This is a genomic window from Cobetia sp. cqz5-12, assembly GCF_016495405.1.
Taxonomy (GTDB): Bacteria; Pseudomonadota; Gammaproteobacteria; order Pseudomonadales; family Halomonadaceae; genus Cobetia.
The window spans coordinates 2,617,044-2,639,042 of the sequence record NZ_CP044522.1 but is presented as its reverse complement, the minus strand read 5'-3'; the positions used below and the strand labels follow the sequence as shown (position 1 = coordinate 2,639,042).

Below are 21,999 nucleotides of genomic sequence, written 5' to 3'. Positions count from 1 at the left end.
ATGGCGACGAGGGGAGTGACAAGTCGGCCCCTCGCCGCAGTATTTTCAGGTGCTCTGGTGTCCAGATCCTGATCGTTCCAGCGTGTTCAACTATCGCTATGGCGTTCCCTGCACTCGCTATGGCGTTCCCATCACTGTCTATCCCATCGATTCTGCACGATGTACTCCAGTGGCAGGTACTGGGGTATTACGCTAACTCATTGTCATGACAATGGAAAAACGCTGAGCCATCGCCTGCTGCTCATGACGGCCTGGCTCACGACTCAGGTGCATGGTTAATGAAGACGCAAGCCTGCACCGTGGCGCGTGGGAAGCATGTCCCAATCAATGAGTGTAATTGAACCACCCGAGCAGGCGCTGGGAGATTCCGGCGGGCAGGACACTCAACCACCAGCACCCGAAGTTGAGCGGGAAGGGGAAGCTGATACGCGCCCGGTTACGCGCCGCGCCCTTGAGGATGCGGCGTGCGGCCTTCTCGGGTGGCATTTCGAAGGGCTTGGGTCCTGGCATGGCCTCACACATCGGCGAGGTGACATAGCCGGGCATGACGACGGTGACCCCCACGCCATGGGGCTTGAGCCAGCTGCGCAGGCCTTCGCCATATGCCTTGACCGCTGCCTTGCTGCCGCTGTAGCTGGGCGTCAATGCCAGTCCATGCCACGCCGCGAGGGAGCTGAGCAGTACCAGCTGCCCACTGCCGCGTTGCTTCATCGCCATGGCCAGATGATGGGCCATGCCCAGTGTGCCGATCACGTTGGTCTGCAGCAGGCGGCGTGAATCCTCCCAGCGCTCTCCGTTGCCCTGGGGGCCGATATCGGTATTCATGCCGGCATTGGCGATGGCGATGTCCGGCACGCCGCGCGCGCAGACTTCATCCAGCCAGGTGAGCAGGGTCTCTTCATCACACAGATTGAGTACCGTGCATTCCACCTCGGCACCCAGCTTGCGGCAGTCGCTTGCGATCGCATCGAGCTTGCGCTGCTTGCGGCCGGTGAGGATCAGCGTGGTGCCCGTCTCGGCATAGGCGCGCGCCAGGGCGCCGCCGATCTCGCCCGTGGCACCGGTGATCAGGACGCGCCGCAGGCGGCTGGCATCCTGCGCTGCTTTCGCACTGGAGTCGCTCTCTGCAGGTCGATGATCTGCTGGTCGATGATCCGCTCGGTGAGTGCCGGCGGCGCGCTCAGCGTCGGTAGGCTCTGGCTGCTGGGGGGGCATGGCCGTCATCTTTGGTCTCCTTGAATCCCGACACCGAAGGTCGGCAGTTCCCTTGCGTTTCTCGTTATGGTCGGGTGAGAGAGGCTGCCATCATTGGCGTGTCTCACCGATGTTGCGTGGTCCAGCAGTCTTTTCGCATGTTCAGCAGCGGCTCAACATGTTCTCCAATGGCGAGCGTTCGGCGCAGAGTATCTTGGACGCGCCCAACACGGCCAGTTGCATGCCCGGCTTGCAGTAGAAGCCGCCATTGAGCTGCACGGTATGAATCACCGTATTGCGGAAATGTCGGAAGAGCGTGGTGTCGGGGCGCTGGCCCTGGGTCCAGAAATCATGCAGCGAGCCCTGGAAGGTCAGGCCGGGCAGGTTGAAGATCGGGTCGCCCATGCAGTAGGTCGGGCAGCGATACTGCAGTGCCACGTTGCCGGTCGTGCTGTTGACCGTGATCATGCCCTTGGCCTGCTGCAACAGCTTCTCCAGGTTGCCGCTCTCCAGGTAGACGATACGCCCGATCAGGTCGTAACGGCGCTCCAATGAGCGAATCAACCCCGGGTAATCCACCAGCCCCATGTCGAGGGGGTGGTTCTTGATGACCAGGCGCGCACCGCGTGGCGCATTCAGGGCGAAGCTCTTCATCACCCGCTGGATGACTTCCTGCATGTTGGCGAAGCGCGAGTGATGACGTATCTGGGCATCGGTATTCAATTGCAGCGGCAACATGTAGTAGGGCGCGCCACTGCCCATCAGCTGATCGATACGCTTGGCATCACGCCGCTTGTACCAGCGCATCAAGGGCAGCCGTGTCGCGTAGCCCGCGTATTCCTGCACGGCGTGGATGCTGTGTGGCCGATAGCGCGGGAAGAGCAGCGGATTGGCCGCGCCCGCCAGGTGGTAGGTGATGTCATGGCGCGCACGCTCGCTGAAAGGCGCCTTGAAACGTTGCGGCGTGGGGGCATCTTCAAGGTGCTTGCCTGCCTCACGGAACCAGTCGGGGTCGCGTGGCAGCAGGGAGTGGCCATTGACGCCTTCGCGTTCCAGTGTCACCCAGTAGGGGCGAAAATAGCCCTCCTCGAACACGTGGGTACGAATACCGAGATATTCCGCCTTGAGCACGGCATCACGATGTACCGGGCGACGGTCGCCGAACAGCACCTGATCCGTGACGTGGTGCTTGCGCCAGAGTTCGGCGATCCAGTCACCGAGGTCCTCGAGCTTGCCGCGATAGGCATACGCCTTGTCGTGGCGCCAGTAGAAGCTGTCGCCGCTGTTGAAGTTGACCTTGATGACCTCATGGCCATCCTGCTTGAGCTTTTTCGCCAGATGCAGGAAGAAGGGCGAGCACACTCCCTGAAGCAACATGAAGACACGCCTGCGGCCGCCCCCCGGTCGGATGTGAGCCGACGGTGGCTGCGCTGGAGGAGTGTGCAATTCAGCGCCACGCGAGACGTCGGGCTGAACTGACGGGCGTGTGAGAACGGCATCATCCGACATCTTGAGCAGACGCAGCTTTTCGATCGCGCTAGCCACGGAGGTTGCCGACGAGAGTCCTTGTCTCCCAATGCTCTCTTGCGCTCGTGCGTCCGAGGGCATGAGGGCGGAAGCTGGAGTGGTGAAAGGCAATGCCAGACGTCCATGTGACATGATTCAGTGCTTCCCGATGAATAAGGCGCGATAGCCTCGATAAAGACGGGTTTTCCAAGGCAATGCAGGCATCAAGGTGCCTCTGCGAAGCTTGTCACGTTGTTGTTCCAGGATCGTGACGACTGTCTCGGCATTGCATAAGTGACCGTGCTCAGGGGCCACATACACGGGGTACTCGATCAAAGCGCCAGCCACCAGAGCATCCACACTCAAGGTTCGTGTCCGTCTTGGGCAGACGATCTGGTCATTGGTCAATCCCCAGCCGGCATAGAAGGGCAGGCCATGGGTCGTGACGGGCACACCTCGTATCAGGGCTTCAAAGCCGGCGAGCGAGCAGAGCGTGTGAACGTGATCGACTTGCTCAAATAACCGACTGATATTGCCGCTGATCAATTCGAGATCGTACGCCCCGCCTTCAGTGGCCACCTTGCCATTACGTCCCCCTGTCACAACGTCGGGATGCGGCTTGTAGATCACGTAAGCTTCAGGATGCAATTCCCGCGCCGCCTCAAGCAAAGCCTGGTTGGTACGAATGCCGGGGCAGGCATGGCGTATCGAGGCATCTGATTCCACCTGACCGACGACCAATATCACCTCACGGCCCTTGGCCATCGCGCGAAGGTCCGGCAAGTCATCACCTTCCGAATTGTACTTGCTCAATCCCAATCTAATCAGACGCTCGCGCAATTGGCGCGCGCGGCCTAACTCGGCATCGGTGAAATCATGATGCATCAACCACTGCTCCAGTGCGCTTGAGCGACTGGCGTCAAAATGCATGCCGAGCGGATCGAGGATCAATGAAAGTGGCCGCGTGAGATCCACCCCCAGGCCGACTGAGCGCAAGAAGCCGTCCTCGATTCGCCACAGAGCGCCCCCTTGTGCAATGACCGAAGCTTCCTGCTCTGTTGTAGTCCTACTCGCCCAACTCAGTACCCTGGGAGGGTGTGCTGCCTGCTGTTTGCACTGCCACAATGCTTGCGGATCATGCGCGGTGGCAGCACCAACTTTCTTCTGCAGCCTTTGCAGTGCGATGGCGTCGCTTTTGACGAAGTCGCAGTGCGCCAATGGCCCGAGGAAGCCGGGCAGGAAGTTACGCTTCCAGCGCGAGTATCCCGGCGCTATCCAGTCGCCTGCCAATCTCTCGGCCTGGCGCTTTTGATCCGCCAATAACTGGATGATCTCTTCGAGGGTCGCGGCCTGCTGGGTATAGGGGTTGGCATAACGGCTGTATTCGAGATAGGCCGCGGCAAACACCTGATACAGCGTGCGTGACTGGCCTCTGCGCGGGGATTGCTGTCGGTCATCCGTCAGGCCCCAGCCGGCATAGAACGGCATGCCGTGGCAGGTCACCGGCAGGCCTGCCATCAGGGCCTCGAACCCAAGCTGGCTGGTCACGACATGGACGCCATCGACCTGTTCGAACAGGCACCAGGGATTGATGTCGTCACTCAGTAGCGTGCAGCCAAGCTTGCGTGCTTCCTCCAGTAGATAACCGCGCTTCTTGCCGGCGATCACATCCGGATGCACCTTGACCCATACCTCGGCTCCCTCGATGGCGCAGGCCTCCCTCAGCATGGCAAGGAAAGTCTCCGGGCTGGCCATGCCGCCCACGACAGACACATCCTCGGCAGTCTGGTCCACGACCAGAAGTCGCTGCATGGCAGGCTTTCGGGCTGGCAACTTGCGCTCTGGCGCATGGTTGTACTTGCTCAAGCGATGCATGCGCAGGCTTTCGATGGCCGCATGTGCTCGGGCCAGCAATGCCTCTCCCTGGCGCGTCGGCGCTTCCTTGATCAGTTGCTCGAGATCGCTCGGTTGGCGCGCATCGTAATAGATGCCCTGGTGATCGACCACCATCGCCATGCCAGGGTAACCGGCGCTTGCCAGGGTCAGAGAGCGCAGGAAACCATCCTCCAATGCGACGTAGGGCAATCCATGTTCAAGCGCATATTGGCGCGCGCGTTTCGCCGTAGGTTTATGTCCCCAACCGACGACACGCATGATAGTTGTCGAGGAGTGTTGATCCGCGAATTCCGTCGCGGTATCTATCCCTTTCGATGCTGCGAATTCTGTCAAGGAATCCGTGCCAGTTGTCGCAGGATGTTGTTCTTTTCCTACATTTTTTTCGCTCAGTGTGCCTGTCCGGGCACGTCGCTTGGCAGCGGAAGATAAAGTCTTGAAGGCGAGTAAGTTGTCATTGTTCTGACATGAAAGGGGTGTACGCCCTCTTTTCAGTGGCAGCAACTCGGGAATGAAGCAGGCAAGAAGAGGCTGGCGAAAAATACCGGAGGAAAAACAAAGTGATGCCCCAGAGGTCGCGTCATTCGTGACGGCTGGTGTTTCTTTCCGCGCGTGAGAGGCGCAGGGCAGGGCACGCATGAGAAGCTCCCATCCTTGGTTCATTGCCGCCTTCAGCATGCAGGGTGTCCGTTTCAGATAAGAAAAGTGACTGCTTACTCGTGATGCTCAGCACGCCTGGTGAGACCGTCGTGTGAGACCGTTGACTCAGAGTCCGCAAATAGGGAAAGTACGCAAAGTGACGAACGAATTCAATCAAGTCTTTGCTCGCGATATTGGTAGCAGGCAAATGATTAACCTGTGCTTTATTTTGTTTGTCAGCTTTTTCACTGCATGCTTCAGCAGTAATAGCTTTACTGCTAAAGTGCCACGCTCTGCGATGCATTTTCATTAATGCTTGAGCTTCATATGAATGTGAAGCGCAGGGCTTGACCAGTAAGAAGCGGCAGGACGCCAAGGGAACGCTAGTAGATGGAAATCGCGCAGCACATGGATGCTTTTGTCACCCTGGTGGTGACGGTAGGAGTGTTGGCAGGGCTTGTCTGGAATCGTTGGCCGGCGGAGTGGCTGATGATGGCCGCTGCCGTGTCGTTGATTTTGCTGGGCGTCATTTCTCCGGCGACCTTCCTGGCTGGGTTTGCCAATCCGGGCATCATGACCATCGGGGCACTTTTCGTGGTTGCCGCCGGCGTACAGGAAACCGGTGCGCTGCGCTGGATGCTGGAGCGCCTGCTCGGGCGCCCCAGCTCTCCTTCTTCAGCATTGGCACGCCTGATGCCGATTACCTCCCTGTTGAGTGCCTTCCTCAACAATACTCCTGTCGTCGCACTCTTCATCGGCCTGGTGCAGGGCTGGTGCGCGCGCATGAAGATCTCTCCCTCTCGTCTGCTGATGCCGATGAGCTACGCCGCCATCCTCGGCGGTACCTGCACCCTGATCGGCACCAGTACCAATCTGGTCGTCGACGGCCTGCTGCAGTCCCAGGCCAATCTCCCCGGGCTCGGCATCTTTGATATCTCGGCGCTGGGCGTTCCTGTCCTGATCGTCGGTACCCTGTGGATGGTGCTGATCGGCTGGCGTTTCCTGCCCCAGCGCAAGGGCTTGGTCGAGCAGCTCGGCAATGGCCGCGAGTACTCCGTGGCCATGCGAGTGGCTGACAAGGGGCCGCTGCACGACAAGAGCATCGAGGAGGCGGGCCTGCGCAGTCTTCAATTCGGCTATCTGGCCGAGATCGAACGCTCCGGCAAGCTGCTGTCCATGGTCGGCCCTGACACCATTCTCCAGTCCGGTGATCGCCTCATCTTCGTCGGTGTGGCAGACACGGCGCATGAAGTGCGTGTGTTCCGCGGGCTGGAGAGTGATGCGGCAGGCCTGGATCTGGATCATCACCAGCGGCGCATGGTCGAGGCCGTCATCGCCCCGAGCTCCCCCGTCGTCGGCATGAACGTGCGTGAAGCGCGGTTCCGTACTCGCTATCAATCCGTGATCCTCGCCGTGTCACGTGATGGTGAGCGCATCAACAGCAAGGTCGGTGACATCGTGCTGCGCCCCGGGGACACCCTGCTGCTGGAAGCCGCTGCCGATTTCACGCGTCTGCATCGTTATAACCGCGAATTCCTGCTGGTCAGCACCCTGGACGGCAATGGCATGCCCAACCTCACCAAGGCGCCCATCGCACTCGCCATCATGAGTCTGATGATCATCACGCACCTGGCGGGGATGGTCGAGCTGGTCGAGGCCGCCGTGGCAGCCGCCATTCTGATGGTCTTTACCGGCTGCCTTCCGGCCTCGCAGGCGCGTGCCAGCATCGATGGCAGCGTGCTGGTCGTCATTGCCGCTGCCTTGGGACTGGGCCAGGCGATGACCGACAGTGGTGCCGCCCAGATGGTCGCTGATCAGCTGATGCAGTTCGGCGGTGGTTCTCCCTTCCTGATGCTGGTGCTGGTCTATCTCACCACGACACTATTTACTGAAATCATCACCAACAATGCCGCCGCGGTGTTGATGTTTCCGATCGCGATGGCAGTCAGCGAGCAGTTGGGGGTCTCATTGATGCCCTATGCGATCGCCATCATGTTCGCGGCTTCTGCGAGTTTTCTTACCCCGCTGGGTTATCAGACCAACCTGATGGTGATGGGCCCCGGGGGGTACAAGGTCTCGGATTACATGAAGGTCGGGTTGCCGATGAGCCTCATCGTCGGCGTCACCTCGGTCGCTCTGATTCCTCTTATCTGGCCGTTCACTGGCTGACCCTCGCTCCGCTGCGTCTGGCCGCTGCCGGCGAGCGTTACTCATTTCATCGTCAGCCTGGCTGGCGAATTCACACTGACAGGAAGGCACATGACGGATACGACAGCGAGCACGACCGACAGCACGACACGCGCCATGTTGAATGCGCTGGAGGCCATTGCTCGCAGGGCGGGCGCTGCCATCATGGAGATCTACGAGAGCGGTGACTTCACGGTCGACATGAAGTCGGATGATTCCCCGCTGACCACGGCAGACCGCGCGGCGCACGCCGTCATCGTGGACGGTTTGAAGGCCATGGATGCCGAGTTCGGCGCCACACCGATCCTGTCCGAAGAAGATGCGGACATCAGCTGGGACGTGCGCAGTGACTGGACGCGTTACTGGCTGGTTGACCCGCTGGATGGCACCAAGGAATTCATCAAGCGCAATGGCGAATTCACCGTCAACATCGCGCTGATCGAGCAGGGCGTGCCGACCATGGGCGTCGTCTATGCGCCGGCCATCGATACCCTCTACGTGGGTGCCCAGCAGGGCGAAGGCCTGGCGTCCATTGCCGAGAAGCAGATCGGCGAAGGTGAGCGCCAGACCATCGCGGTCAGCAATGTGCCGAGCAGCACCGATAGCTGGCGCATCGTCGGTAGCCGTTCGCATCAGACCGAAGATTTCAAGGCATTCGTTGCCGACTTCGCGGCCTGCGATATCGTTGCCATGGGCAGTTCGCTGAAGCTGTGCCTGGTCGCCGAAGGGGCAGCGGACCTCTACCCGCGCCTCGGCCCGACCTGTGAGTGGGATACCGGCGCGGCACATGCGGTGGTCGAAGCAGCAGGGGGTCAGGTGCTGCATGCCGAGACCCGCCAGGCACTGCGTTACAACCAGCATGACAGCGTGCTGAATCCCTATTTCATCGTGTGCGCCAGACCGGCAGCCCCCTGGGCGTGATGCGCGACTGCGTGGGATGCGCCACGGCGTCACAGGACTGACGTCTGTACATGTCAGTCTGATGTCAAGGATACGTGGTCTTCTTCAGGATGTGCGGCTTCGTCTGCGAGTGAAGAGGGCAGGAACAACTAGCAGAGTGATCTCAAGGAATCTGTAATGACAGCATCGTCCACGGCTGAAAAACTCGGTATCACACCGGAACGTCAGACCCACCTCAAGCAGCTCGAGGCCGAGTCCATCCACATCATTCGTGAAGTGGCGGCCGAGTTCTCCAATCCGGTCATGCTCTACTCCATCGGCAAGGACTCCGCCGTGATGCTGCATCTGGCGCGCAAGGCCTTCGCGCCGGGCGTGCCGCCGTTCCCCCTGATGCACGTCAACACCACCTGGAAATTCCAGGAGATGATCAAGTTCCGCGATGAGATGGCCGCGGAAGTCGGCATGGAACTGATCGAGCACATCAATCAGGAAGGCGTCGAGGCGAACATCAACCCGTTCGAGCACGGCAGCGCCAAGTACACCGACATCATGAAGACCCAGTCGCTGAAGCAGGCGCTGGACAAGCATGGTTTCGATGCAGCCTTCGGCGGTGCGCGTCGTGACGAGGAAGCTTCACGCGCGAAAGAGCGTGTCTACTCCTTCCGTGACCAGTACCACCGCTGGGACCCCAAGAATCAGCGTCCGGAGCTGTGGAACATCTACAACTCCAAGATCAACAAGGGCGAGTCCATCCGCGTCTTCCCGCTCTCCAATTGGACCGAGCTGGACATCTGGCAGTACATCTACCTCGAGTCCATCAAGATCGTGCCGCTCTACTACTCCGCCGTGCGTCCGGTGGTGAAGCGTGACGGCCTCGACATCATGGTCGATGACGACCGTCTGCCGCTCAAGGACGGCGAAGTGCCGGAGATGAAATCCGTGCGCTTCCGTACCCTGGGCTGCTACCCGCTGACTGGCGCCGTGGAATCCACCGCCGCGACCCTGCCGGAAATCATCCAGGAAATGCTGCTGACCCGTACCAGCGAGCGCTCCGGTCGTGCCATCGATCACGATCAGGCAGGCTCCATGGAGAAGAAGAAGCGCGAAGGCTACTTCTAAGCGGCGGGCGCATCAGTATTGCGTTAGCCCGCAACGGCTACTGCACGATGTCAGGCAAGCAAGACTCAACGAAATTGACAGGACACGGGATGTTCGCAGCGCTGGAAGCCTCATGGGAGGCTCGCGCCGGACAGTCCGGGTTCAGGGAGAATGACAGTGTCACACCAGTCAACGATGATCGCGGAAAACATCGAAGCCTATCTCAAGGAACACGAGCAGAAAGATCTGCTGCGTTTCATCACCTGCGGCAGCGTGGATGACGGCAAGTCGACCCTGATCGGTCGTCTGCTTCATGACTCCAAGATGATCTACGAAGATCAGCTGGCCGCCATTACCCGCGATTCCAAGAAGAGCGGCACCACCGGCAAGGTGGATCTGGCACTGCTGGTCGATGGTCTGCAGTCAGAGCGTGAGCAGGGCATCACCATCGATGTCGCCTATCGCTACTTCTCCACCGACAAGCGCAAGTTCATCATCGCCGATACGCCGGGGCACGAGCAGTACACCCGTAACATGGCCACCGGTGCCTCCACCGCGAGCCTGGCGATCATCCTGATCGATGCGCGTTATGGCGTGCAGACTCAGACCCGCCGCCACAGCTACATCTGCTCGCTGCTGGGTATTCAGCACCTGGTGGTCGCGGTCAACAAGATGGATATCGTCGACTACTCCCAGGAACGCTTCGACGAGATCGTCGCGGACTACCAAGCGTTCGCCAAGGACCTGGAAGTCCCGGATATCCGTTTCGTGCCGCTGTCCGCACTGGAAGGCGACAACGTCGTCTCCCTCAGCGCCAATACCCCGTGGTATGACGATGCCGCCTACGAAGCGCGTCCGCTGATGGACATCCTCGAGACCGTCGATGTCACCGAGGACAGCAACCTGACCGACCTGCGCTTCCCGGTGCAGTACGTCAATCGTCCGAACCTCAACTTCCGTGGCTATTGCGGCACCCTGGCTGCCGGCACCGTCTCACCGGGCCAGCAGATCAAGGTACTGCCGTCCGGCAAGACCTCCACGATCGAGCGCATCGTCACCTTCGACGGCGATCTCGACATCGCCTGGCCGGGCCAGGCTGTCACGCTGACACTGACCGATGAGATCGACATCTCGCGCGGCGACATGATCGTGGCGGTGGATTCCGACATGGAGCCCTGCACCGCGTTCACCGCGGACGTGGTGTGGATGCACGAGAACCCGCTGGTGGTCGGCAAGGAATACGAGCTCAAGCTCGGTACCTCCAGCGTCATCGGCCGCGTCGGGCGCATCATTCACCAGACCGACGTCAACACCATGGCGCGCAATGAAGCGGAGAACATCCCGCTCAATGGCATCGCCCGCGTGCAGGTCGAGCTGACCCAGCCGCTGGCCATGGACAGCTACCAGCGTTCGCCACATACCGGCAGCTTCGTGTTCATTGATCGCCTGTCCAACATCACCATCGGTGCGGGCATGGTCAAGGAGACCCTGAGTGCCAGCAACATCGTGTGGCACGACATGGCGGTCACCAAGCAGCGCCGTGCCGAACGCAACAAGCAGAAGCCCTGCATCATCTGGTTCACCGGACTGTCCGGCGCCGGCAAGTCCACCGCCGCCAACGCGCTGGAGCGTCAGCTGTTCGCCATGGGCTACAACACCTACCTGCTGGATGGCGACAACGTACGCCACGGCCTGTGTGGGGATTTGGGCTTCAGCGAAGACGACCGCGCCGAGAATATCCGTCGTGTCGGCGAAGTCGCCAAGCTGATGGTCGATGCCGGCATGATCACCCTGGTCAGCTTCATCTCGCCGTTCCAGGCCGATCGCCAGACCGTGCGCGATATGGTCGGCACTGACGAGTTCATCGAAGTCTTCGTCAACACGCCGATCAGCGTCTGCGAAGAGCGTGATCCCAAGGGCCTGTACCGCAAGGCGCGTGCCGGTGAGATCAGTGACTTCACCGGTATCAGCTCGCCGTACGAAGCGCCGGAGAACCCGGAAATCGAGATCAACACGGGTGAACTGAGCCTCGAGCAGACCGCACTCAAGCTGGTCAGTCAGCTCAAGCACTACAACGTCATCGGCTGATGCATTCACGCCGATCAGCCCTCGCCGCAAGGCGGGGGCGTTTGCCGTTTCAGGACTTCCATATGACTTTATCCCGATTCAAACAGCGCTTGCCGCATGTCGTGCGTCTCGCGGCAGTCGCAGGCCTGGCAATGGCCATCACTGGTTGCGCAACCTCCTATCCGGAATCCACCGGTGCCGGCAGCACCAACCTGGCCAATCTGACCGGCGCTGCGTCGCTGCCGGCGGATGTCTCGTCATTTCTCGACAGCGCGGCCCCCGGCAGCGTGATTGCTGTGCCGACCAGCCCCTGGGGCAGCAATGTCGAGGTGGTCGCCCATGAGCGCTACTTCGCGGCCAGCGGGCGTATCTGTCGCGAGCTGACGGTCTCCAACAGCCGTGACCTGCCGAGCAAGGAGCTGGCCTGTCGTACCAGCAATGACGGCAAGGCCGGCGAGGGCACCTGGGTGACCCAGCGACTGGTGACCGGTCTGCTGGAAGAGGCGCGCTGACGCGCTTGCGGCAACTTCTCGCTGACAGGCCCGCACCGCGACACGGCATGAACCGACGACAACAGGGAACAGGCTGGCGTGACCGGCACTGACATTCCTGATCAACACTGCACCATTCTTGCACTACGAGGGGCCTAGCCCGATGACAATTTCCAGATTCTTGCTCCGGGCCGGGTGCCTGGTGGCGGTAGCGTGCCTGAACGCCAGCCCTGCCATGGCAGCCGGCCTGGGCGGTGGTTCCATCCTGTCCAGCGACGACCAGGCCTCCAGCATTCCGCAGAAGACGGACAGTGTGGAAGACAAGGCGCGCGCCGACTGGCGCAGTGGCACCTACGGCCCGCTGACCTCACGGGAGCAGACCGACCCCGACTCTCTGCCGCCGTTCGGCGAAAACCTCTTTACCGGTGGTTTCCGCGGCATGATGGCCGATGGCCTCAACAGCAGCTACACCATCAAGCCAGGTGATCAGATCACCCTGCGCGTCTGGGGTGGCGTGGAGATGGAGTCTGTCCTGCCGGTGGATGCGCAGGGCAACATCTTCCTGCCGGGTATCGGCCCGGTGAGAGTGCAGGGCACCACCAATGCTCAGCTGGACGGCAAGGTGCGTGCTGCCATCCAGGAGGTGTATCCGGAGAATGTCAGCGTCTATACCAATCTGCAGGGCGTACAGCCGGTGGGCGTCTTCGTCACCGGTTACGTCAAGAATCCGGGTCGTTATGCCGGTACCCCGAATGACTCCATGCTGTATTTCCTGGATCAGGCCGGCGGTATCGACCAGGCACTCGGCAGCTACCGCAAGATCAAGATCAAGCGCAACGGCCGCGTCATCAACACGGTCGATCTCTATGACTTCCTGATCAACGGCGAGATCGCCCGTCCGCAGTTCCGCGATGGGGATACCGTCGTCGTCGAGGAGCGTGGCCCGGCCATCAGCGTGGTGGGAGATGTCGAGCGTGATTACCGCTATGAACTCACCGACTCGCGCCTGAGCGGGGAAGACGTGCTGAATCTGGCGCGCCTCAAGTCTGGTGTCTCGCACGTGCTTCTGCGCGGCTCGCGTACGGACGGCCCCATCTCGCGCTATCTGCCGGTGGCGGAATTCCGTGGCGCTGACGTACGCGCCGGGGATGAAGTACTGTTCAGTGCCGACCAGCGTGACGAGACCATCGTCGTGCAGCTGGAAGGCAGCTTCTATGGCCCCTCACGCTATGCACTGCCGCGCGATGCTCATCTGGGCGAATTGCTCAACGCCGTCGGCGTGCCCAAGGGGCTGACCGACTACCAGAGCGTGTCCATCCGCCGCGAAAGCGTCAAGGAACAGCAGGCGCAGGCACTGCAGGACAGTCTCAAGCGTCTTCAGGCCACCTATCTCGGCGCGTCTTCCTCGACCACCGAAGAATCCGAGCTTCGTGTCCAGGAAGCCGCGATGATCGAGAAATTCGTCGAGCAGGCCAAGAAGGAAGAGCCGACCGGGCGTCTGGTCGTGGCACGTGACGACGGCAACATCGCCGACGTGCGTCTGCAGGACGGCGATGTCATCACCATCCCGGAAGTCAGCGATTCCCTGCTGATCAGCGGCGAAGTCGTGGTGCCTCAGGCCGTGGTCTACACCCAGGGCATGACGGTGATGGACTATATCAACAGTGCCGGTGGTTTCACCCAGCACGCGGATGAAGACCAGATTCTGGTCGTGCGCCAGAACGGCGCCGTACGCCGTGCCGAGGAAGTCGAGCTGCGCTCGGGTGATCAGATTCTGGTACTGCCGGAACCGCCGACCAAGAACCTGCAGCTGGCCACCAGCATTACGCAGATTCTCTATCAGGTCGCCGTCGCCACCAAAGTCGCGATAGACCTCTGATCATGGCCAGTGACATGAACGGTGACATGAACCCTCCATCGAATCACTCGACAGGTGACAACAAGAGCGGGCCCAAGGCCCGCTCCGCCTGGGCCGTGACGCGCAGTGTCTGGTTCGCCATGTTCATGCGTGAAGCCATCGGCCGCACCATGACCGATCGCATGGGCTGGTTCTGGATGATTGCCGAGCCAGCATTGCTACTGCTCGTGATGATCGGCATTCGCAGCTTCATTCGGGGTGACAAGCTCATCGTCAATGCCCCCTTCATCCCCTGGATGCTGGTCGGCATGATGGGCTTCTTCCTGATTCGCGAGGGGATGATGCAGGGCCTGGGCGCCATCAATGCCAACAAGGCGCTATTCGCCTATCGACAGGTGCATCCCATCGACGGCGTGCTGGTACGCAACGTGCTGGATGGACTGATCCGTACCGTCATCTTCCTGCTGTTCATGGTGGGAGGCCTGATGCTGGGCACGGATTTTCGCCCTGACAACGGCTTTCAGGCCTTTGGCGGCTGGTTGTCACTCTGGTTGTTCGGGCTGGGGCTCGGCCTGGTGACGTCCGTACTGGGCTCGCTGGTCCCTGAGGTGAGCAAGATCATCCGCATGCTCAACATGCCACTGCTGATTCTGTCCGGCGTTATCATGCCGCTCAACCAACTGCCGCATTACCTGCTGGAATACCTGATGCTTAACCCCATTGTGCACGGACTGGAATATATCCGTCACGGCTTCTTCGAGGGTTATCAGGTGGTACATGGCACCAGCATGACCTACTTCTGGGCATGGACGTTGTCTTCCCTCGCGCTGGGGCTGTTGATGCATGTGCGATTCAAGGAGCGCCTGAAAAGCCAATGATTGAAATCCAGAATCTCTCCAAGCGCTATTACCACTCGCACTACAGCCAGAGTGATGATCACTGGGTGCTGAAGGATATCAATCTCATCATTCCGACAGGTGTCAGTGTCGGGCTGGTGGGGGCCAACGGCGCGGGAAAATCGACGCTGCTGCGCTTGATTGCCGGCATGGATACCCCCCAGAAGGGGCGGGTGATACGCCACTCCAAGGTGTCATGGCCGATAGGACTGGCCGCCGGTCTACAGAGCAGCATGACTGGGCGCCAGAACGTCAAGTTCGTCGCGCGCATGCATGGCACTGAATACGACATCAACAGCATCATCGAACGCGTGCAGGACTTCGCCGAAATCGGCCCGGCGTTCGACGAGCCGATTCGCACCTACTCCTCTGGCATGCGCTCGCGTCTCAACTTCGGGCTGTCTCTGGCCTTCGATTTTGATGTCTATCTCTCCGATGAGGCGACGGCTGTGGGGGATCGCTCCTTCAAAGCCAAGGCCTCCAAGGCCTTCAAGGACAAGGTCGGCCAGGCCAGTCTCATCATGGTCTCGCATGGGGAAGGCATCCTGAAGGAGCTATGTCAGGCCGGCATCTATCTGAAAGAAGGGCGGGCCTACTGGTATGACAGCGTTCATGACGCCATCAAGGCCTATCACGCGGACAGCGATGGCCCTCAGCTCGACAAGATGACGCTGCAGGCACTGCAGAAGCTGCGCAAGGAACGTCGCGCCGTGATGGAGGATGCCAAGCTGGCTCGGGAAGCCGCGGAAACCCTGCCGCCGCGTGAGAAGAAACCTTACGGTGATGCCCTGCGTGCCGCGCGGGAAGCATTGCGGGAAGTGCGCGAGGAAATCGAATCCCGCCAGGCCAGGGCTTCGCGCACCACCGAAGACGCTCAAGGCGAGTGACCTCTCGCCTTGAGCAAGGGCCACACAGAAACGTTCAGCACCCGCCGCCCTCAAACGCACGCAACACACGACTCCCATCGATTTCACATCATTGCCGCCGGTGCACTCGGTGAGCGCCTTCAACGGGAATACGCATGACCTCATTTATCAAACGCTATCCGCAATGGGCCGTCGTTCTGCTGTCCATTGTGCTCGTCGGTTTCTACTGGCTGGTATGGGCGGACGACCGCTATGTCTCCAAGGCGACAGTGGTGCTGGAAAGCCCACAGGTCAGCGCGTCCAGCGAAGTCAGCTTCGGCTCGCTACTGTCCGGTAGTCAGACCGACAGTGACCTCTTGCTGCTCCGCGAGTACCTGATGAGCGTGGACATGCTCAAGAAGGTACAGGAAAAGCTCGATTTTCGGTCTCACTACAGCCAGCACGGTGATGTCTTTGCCCGCCTGGGGGATGCCGATGCACCGATCGAGGAACTCCATGACTACTACCTGAAGCGCATCTCGGTGGAAATGGATGAGTACTCCGGCGTGTTGAATGTCGAGGTACAGGCCTGGACACCGGAATTCGCACAGAAATTCGCCAAGCTGCTGCTCGAGGAAGGCGAACGCCACATGAATGAGATGGGGCAGCGTTTGGCGGAAGATCAAGTTGAATTCCTCGACAAGCAGGTTTCCCTGCTGGAAGACAACTTCGAGCAATCCCGGCAGGACCTGCTGGATTACCAGAACAAGAATGGCCTGGTCTCCCCGACCCAGACAGTGGAAAGTCTGAACACCGTCGTTTCCTCACTGGAGGCTCAGCTGGCCACCTACAAGGCACGTAAAAGTGCTTTGGGGAGCTATCAGAGTCAGCGATCCAGTGAGATGGTGCGCGTCGAAAGCGAGATCAACGCTCTCAAGAAGCAGATTGACCTGGAGAAGGAACGCCTGGCTCGCCAGTCTGGCAATGCGCTAAACAGTGTCTCCAGCCAGTACGAGACACTGCAGCTGCGCGCTGACTTTGCCAAGCAGACCTATTCCAATGCATTGGCGGCACTGGAAAACACCCGGATTGAAGCGGCGCGTAAGCTGAAGCAGGTGAGTATTCTTCAGAGCCCGATCTTGCCGGAATACCCGGAACAGCCGGAACGTCTTTACAACGTGACCATCTTCGGACTGGTCATGATCTTCCTCGGCTTCATCTTCAGCATGCTGGTCATGATCGTGAAAGATCATAGAGACTGATAATCGCTATAGGTTTTAAAAAGGGAACGAGAGAATAAAGATGGATATTAAAAAAGGTTATGTAAATGGGGTTGATGTGAATGAATTCGAGTCTTTGGAAAGCGAAGAAAACTACCAGGAAACATTAACTCAGGACTACGATTGGCTCATTCTCGAACCTTATTTCGATAGGGAATATTATGTAAGTACGTATTCAGACATCGACCCACAATACGTGGATCCTTTGGAGCATTATTACCACTATGGTTGGAAGGAGGGTAGAAACCCTTCTCCGGTATTTGATACCAGTCAGTATCTAGAAAATCATCCTGATGTACAGGAGGCTGGAATTCATCCTTTGGTTCACTATGTGTTGTTTGGCGAGACCGAAGGCCGAGCGATATTTCAAGTGAAGGATGATATTCAAGAGTCGATAATGGAAGATGACCCCAGTGATGCATCTTCCAATCTCCCCTCTGATTTATTCGAGACCATTAGTCGTCATATTGACAATGATTATTATTATCGTAACTACGATGATATACGCAACAACTCGATAGACCCTGTAGAGCATTATGCACTATTTGGATGGAAAGAAGGAAGGAACCCATCTTCGGTTTTCAATACCAAGAAGTATATCATTGATAATGACTTGATAAAGTTGGATGTTAATCCTCTATATCATTATATAAAGAATAAAGACGACGTTGATTTGAAAGTCAGTCCATCCAGAGACAAGGATAGTCTCGGTCGTATTGTGCTTGGTAAACACTCTCAATCTTCATTGATTACCCATTCCGGTATCAACACTTTCTATCCTTCTGAAGCCTTTTCGCCGACGGATTCTTTCAATAAAGAAAAGATGAATATCCACTGGGTCATACCTGATTTCAGTAAAGGTAGCGGTGGTCATATGACAATCTTTCGCTTTATTCGTTGGTTTGAGCTGTTTGGACATGAATGTACTATCTGGATAGTCGATCCACAGGTACATAAAGATGAGAACTCAGCGTATGAAGATTTGATCAAGCATTTTCAGACGATCAAGGCTTCCGTCAGATTTGTGACTAGGAACTGCTATCCTGAAGTGGGTGATGCAGTCATTGCGACTGGTTGGCAAACCGTCAATGTGGTGGAGCATTTACAGGGCTTCAAAGAAAAATTTTATTTTGTACAAGACTTCGAGCCTTATTTCTACGCGCGTGGTGCACAGTCTATCTTGGCAGAGGCTACTTATCAGAAAGGTCTTAATTGTATCTGTGCAAGCCCTTGGCTCAAGCAGAAAATGGAGTCCTATGGATTATGGGCAAGGGAGTTCATGCTAGCCTATGATCATTCGATCTATTACCCGCAACTGGTAAGTAATGATACTGACGGCAAGATCAAGATAGCGGTTTATTCACGTCATTTCACGGAGAGGCGTGCTGTTGAACTTGCCTATGCAGGATTGGAATTACTCGCCAGTCGGCGAGATGATTTTGAAGTCCATCTCTATGGTAGTGATATTTCACAAGAGCTGGCGCCATTCGATTGTATTGTGCATGGCGTATTGAGCGCACCCGAGCTTGCTGACCTGTATAACTACTGTGATATAGGGGTTTGTTTCTCAGCTACCAACTATTCCCTGGTCCCTCAAGAAATGATGGCCTGTGGGCTGCCTTTGGTCGAACTTGATGTTGAAAGTACCAGAGCCATCTATCCCGAAAAGGCTGTGACCTTTGCCTTGCCTTCAGCGGCGGGTATCTGCAACGCGATCAATGAGTTGATGGATGATCCCGGGAAAAGGAAAGAGCAGGCCCAGACGGCGATGCAATGGGTAGAGCGCTTCTCATGGGAGGATTCTGCACAACGGGCAGAGAAGGCAATCATTGAAAAACTGTCTGAGAAATGGTCTTGCAAGGTCGTGCCTCCAAGCAATGACATCAAGGCCAGTGTCATTATTCCAGTTTATAATGGAGGGGATTTACTCTTTGACGTACTTGATAAAGTCTGTGCACAAAGAGCCCCTTGGAACTTTGAAGTCATTGTCATTGACAGTAGTTCAAAGGATGGGTCTCCAGATCGATTGGCAAAGGATGAAAGAATTACTTTTGTCTCGATTGATCAATCTGAATTTGGTCATGGGAAAACTAGAAATTATGGCGTAGAAATCTCGAAAGGAGAATACATCGCCTTTCTTACTCAAGATGCCATTCCGTATGATGAATACTGGCTTTATAATCTTGTCGCGATGCTGGATCATTATCCTGATGCAGCAGGCGTATTTGGTAAGCATATTGCACATGATGATGCGAATGAATTCACCAAGTTGGAGTTGAAGAATCACTTTGATAACTTTGAACAACAACCGTTATATGTTTCACGCCATCTAGACGAAACAAGGTTCGACACTGATGTGGGGTGGCGTCAATTCTTGCACTTCTACAGTGACAACAGCTCATGCTTGCGTCGTTCACTCTGGAATGAAATCCCTTACCGTGATGTGAAGTATGGTGAAGACCAGATTTGGGCATCAGATATCATTCAATCTGGATATGCAAAGTTGTACTGTCCTTCTTCAGTAATCAAGCATTCTCATGATTATGATGAAAAGCAAACATTCGATAGGTCAAAAATAGATGGGGATTATTTTAACTTCTTCTGGGGTTATCGAGTTGTACCAGAGACAGAAGAGGAATGTGAGCAGCTCATCGTGAATCTAAGTGATCAGCTTAAAGACTTTGCCCAGAAAAACAATATTTCAGATGTTGCTTTAATTGATCAACAGTTGAAGAATATACAGGCTAAAATAAGTGGGCTTTATGTAGGCATGAAAGTTAAGCTCTCATTATTCTCTGATCAAAGCCTTGAAAAAAGCAAATTCTAGTGGAGCGACTATGAAAAGGCTTATAATACATATTGGTACTGGAAAAACTGGGACTACGTCGATCCAAGATTTCCTGTATAATAATAAAAGTTTGTTGCTGAACCACGGGGTTAATTATTGTTCTGCCGGCATGACCGGAAATAATCATCACCTACTCTGCAGGAATTATTCTCGTGGCGATGATGTTGTTTATAACAGTATTACCCAGTCGTTGCTTGATTTGAAAAGTGAGATTCAAAAAAGTCAACATAATATCCATGTTATAAGTAGTGAGTACTTTCCTGGTCTGCTAGATAATGAAGTTTTAGAGTTGAAGCAGCTTCTAGAAAATGTCTGTTCTGTAGATATTATCCTTTATTTACGAAGACAAGATTATTTTTTAGAGTCATGGTATTCACAAGTAGTCAAGGCATTTCCTCGTAAATTTGATATTGATTTATTAAGAGCTAATATTGAAAAAGATGGTATTTTTGATTATGAGTCTTTAGTAAAAAGATGGGATATTTTCGATGGGAAGTTACTAGTAAATTCATATGAAAAGTCATCGTTCAAAGGCGGTGATCTTATATGTGATTTTTTGGATAAAATATCATCAAGTATTCCATATCAGATTTTCAAAAAGAATGAAACTTACAGTAATTTAAGCCTTAGTATTGAACAGGCTCAATTGAAGAACGAATTATGTGAAAGGGCAAATGAGGAACAGTTGTCAGTACTGTCCAAGCCAATTCCGTTGATGTTCAAGACAGAGAGACATTATCTTGATAGAAGCTCAAGGCTTGAACTCGTAAACAGCTATAAGTCTAAGAATGACTGGGTGGCAATTAATTATCTCGAAAGAGGTAATCTTTTTTTAGATACAGAGTTCTCGAATTCATCTTTTGATGGAGATTTTCTAAACTCTGAGTTTACACATGCCTTTATATTGTACTTAAAGTACGAAAATCCTGAGGCTTATGAAGCTTTAAGTCCGTTGTTATGCTTCTACTTCAGAAGCCAATATGATAAAGCTGTACTTAATCGTGATAACTCTGCACGCCTTAAAAGTCTTTTTCTAGCTAGTTATTTTAGGCCAGCTGGACCAGATGTTAAAAGAAAATATAATTTACTAAGGGAGTCTCTTTCATGAGAATTGCGTATTGTGTGTATGACTCAAATGATCTACAAAACTATTCAGGTATGGTGGATAGAAACAATAAAAACTTCGATCAAATACGAAAGATTTGTAGTGCAAATTTTGGTAATCTAGTATTCAAGTATGGCGCAAGAAAACTTTTTTCAGATAACGTATCGCTTTGCTATGTCACCTATAATGATAATGTTGAGCTTTTGAAAGGAAAGTTTGATCTTTTAGTGCTCCCGGAAGCAAATTTGGTAAACCCTAACGTTAACTATCAGAAACCTGCAAATTTTATAAAAGAGTTAGATATCCCCGTTCTAATTTACGGCGTTGGTGCACAAGGTGACCTGACATCCAGTACGGAAGATTTTATGAATCTTATGCCTGGTACAGTTGATTTCCTAAATCAGGTAGCAAGGCGCACTGAGACAATTTTCTGTCGAGGAAAATTTACAAAAAATATCTTGGCTAAGCTTGGTATTGATAATGTCATGGATGTGGGTTGTCCTAGCTATATGATCAACCCTAGTCCGACACTATGGTCCGATTTGAAGAGTAAAGATATCTCTCGGATCGGAGGTACTGAGGGTGTTTATCATCCATCGAAACGTAATCCGATGATGGACAGGTTTGAACGTAAATTATTTGAACTGGTTACGTTGACCAATACTGATTATATTGGCCAGTGTCAAAATACAGTATTAAAAACAGGATTAGGTCTGTATGATGAAGTCTCTGATCGCGATATCAATGGGTTAAATCGATACTTGGCGCCCGCTCAATCAATAGAAGAATTCAAGGATAATATTAGAAAGGTTTGCAAAGCTTATGTGAAAGTCGATGACTGGATCTGTAGCCAAAGAAAGCTGGATGCTGTTATCGGCACTAGAATTCATGGGAATATGACTGGACTTCAAGCAGGTATATATTGTATGCCGGTGGTTCACGATAGTCGATTGCTAGAGCTTTGTGAAAGTATGAGCTTCCCGTATCTTACTTTGGAAGAAACGGCCTCAATTGATTTAGTTGATGATTTTAAGTCAGTGTTCATTTCCAAGTATGCCAAATTCGATCATTCTGAGGCAGATGATCGCCGTTCAGAAATAGCTAATATTTACCGAACTTCTATTATCGAGCTTGGTTTAACTCCATCGAACGGTTTGAACTCTATCGCTAGAGTCTGATGTTAAATAAATTA

Annotated in this window: 15 protein-coding genes; 12 read left to right on the top strand and 3 right to left on the bottom strand. The window is 55.2% G+C overall.

All coding sequences use genetic code 11. The features are described from left to right. Positions 1 to 324: 324 nt before the first annotated feature. The 3 genes from F8A90_RS11020 to F8A90_RS11010 form a co-directional block, all read right to left on the bottom strand. A complete protein-coding gene (locus F8A90_RS11020; RefSeq protein ID WP_233593292.1) occupies positions 325 to 1,224 on the bottom strand; it encodes an SDR family NAD(P)-dependent oxidoreductase in 900 nt (299 codons plus the stop codon). A 132-nt stretch (positions 1,225 to 1,356) separates the two neighbouring features. Further along, positions 1,357 to 2,571, bottom strand: a complete 1,215-nt coding sequence (locus F8A90_RS11015; protein ID WP_200017174.1) for a capsule biosynthesis protein — start codon at positions 2,569 to 2,571, stop codon at positions 1,357 to 1,359. Between the two features lie 285 nt (positions 2,572 to 2,856). Next, positions 2,857 to 5,271, bottom strand: a complete 2,415-nt coding sequence (locus F8A90_RS11010) for a capsular polysaccharide biosynthesis protein (RefSeq protein WP_233593291.1) — start codon at positions 5,269 to 5,271, stop codon at positions 2,857 to 2,859. 369 nt (positions 5,272 to 5,640) lie between these two features. On the opposite strand from F8A90_RS11010, the gene F8A90_RS11005 reads away from it, so the two are divergent. From F8A90_RS11005 to F8A90_RS10950, 12 genes are all read left to right on the top strand, one after another. Next, positions 5,641 to 7,401 carry an SLC13 family permease gene (locus F8A90_RS11005; protein ID WP_200017173.1) on the top strand — a complete coding sequence of 587 codons (1,761 nt, stop codon included), beginning with the start codon at positions 5,641 to 5,643 and terminating at the stop codon, positions 7,399 to 7,401. Positions 7,402 to 7,491: 90 nt separating this feature from the next. Continuing rightward, entirely contained in the window at positions 7,492 to 8,340 is an 849-nt protein-coding gene (cysQ, locus tag F8A90_RS11000; protein WP_233593290.1) for a 3'(2'),5'-bisphosphate nucleotidase CysQ, read from the top strand. A gap of 156 nt (positions 8,341 to 8,496) precedes the next feature. After that, on the top strand, positions 8,497 to 9,438 hold the full coding sequence (cysD, locus tag F8A90_RS10995) for a sulfate adenylyltransferase subunit CysD (RefSeq protein WP_200017172.1): 942 nt from the start codon (positions 8,497 to 8,499) through the stop codon (positions 9,436 to 9,438). A 150-nt stretch (positions 9,439 to 9,588) separates the two neighbouring features. Then, a complete protein-coding gene (gene cysN, locus F8A90_RS10990; RefSeq protein ID WP_442778866.1) occupies positions 9,589 to 11,505 on the top strand; it encodes a sulfate adenylyltransferase subunit CysN in 1,917 nt (638 codons plus the stop codon). Between the two features lie 62 nt (positions 11,506 to 11,567). Beyond that, a complete protein-coding gene (locus F8A90_RS10985; RefSeq protein WP_233593289.1) occupies positions 11,568 to 11,996 on the top strand; it encodes a DVU3141 family protein in 429 nt (142 codons plus the stop codon). A 214-nt stretch (positions 11,997 to 12,210) separates the two neighbouring features. After that, entirely contained in the window at positions 12,211 to 13,854 is a 1,644-nt protein-coding gene (locus F8A90_RS10980) for a polysaccharide biosynthesis/export family protein (RefSeq protein WP_233593288.1), read from the top strand. A gap of 26 nt (positions 13,855 to 13,880) precedes the next feature. After that, positions 13,881 to 14,711: an ABC transporter permease gene (locus F8A90_RS10975; protein ID WP_200017169.1), complete on the top strand. Its 831-nt coding sequence runs from the start codon at positions 13,881 to 13,883 to the stop codon at positions 14,709 to 14,711. Continuing rightward, positions 14,708 to 15,616 (top strand): ABC transporter ATP-binding protein, encoded by a 909-nt coding sequence (locus tag F8A90_RS10970; RefSeq protein ID WP_200017168.1) that lies wholly within the window; start codon positions 14,708 to 14,710, stop codon positions 15,614 to 15,616. The genes F8A90_RS10975 and F8A90_RS10970 overlap by 4 nt, the downstream gene beginning before the upstream one ends. Before the next feature lie 134 nt (positions 15,617 to 15,750). Beyond that, on the top strand, positions 15,751 to 16,836 hold the full coding sequence (locus F8A90_RS10965; protein ID WP_200017167.1) for a chain-length determining protein: 1,086 nt from the start codon (positions 15,751 to 15,753) through the stop codon (positions 16,834 to 16,836). A gap of 40 nt (positions 16,837 to 16,876) precedes the next feature. Further along, positions 16,877 to 19,681 (top strand): rhamnosyltransferase WsaF family glycosyltransferase, encoded by a 2,805-nt coding sequence (locus F8A90_RS10960; RefSeq protein ID WP_200017166.1) that lies wholly within the window; start codon positions 16,877 to 16,879, stop codon positions 19,679 to 19,681. Further along, positions 19,662 to 20,810, top strand: coding sequence for a hypothetical protein (locus F8A90_RS10955; RefSeq protein WP_233593287.1), 1,149 nt, complete (start codon positions 19,662 to 19,664; stop codon positions 20,808 to 20,810). Before F8A90_RS10960 ends, F8A90_RS10955 begins: the two co-directional genes overlap by 20 nt. Next, a complete protein-coding gene (locus F8A90_RS10950; RefSeq protein WP_200017164.1) occupies positions 20,807 to 21,985 on the top strand; it encodes a polysaccharide pyruvyl transferase family protein in 1,179 nt (392 codons plus the stop codon). The genes F8A90_RS10955 and F8A90_RS10950 overlap by 4 nt, the downstream gene beginning before the upstream one ends. Positions 21,986 to 21,999: the final 14 nt, after the last annotated feature.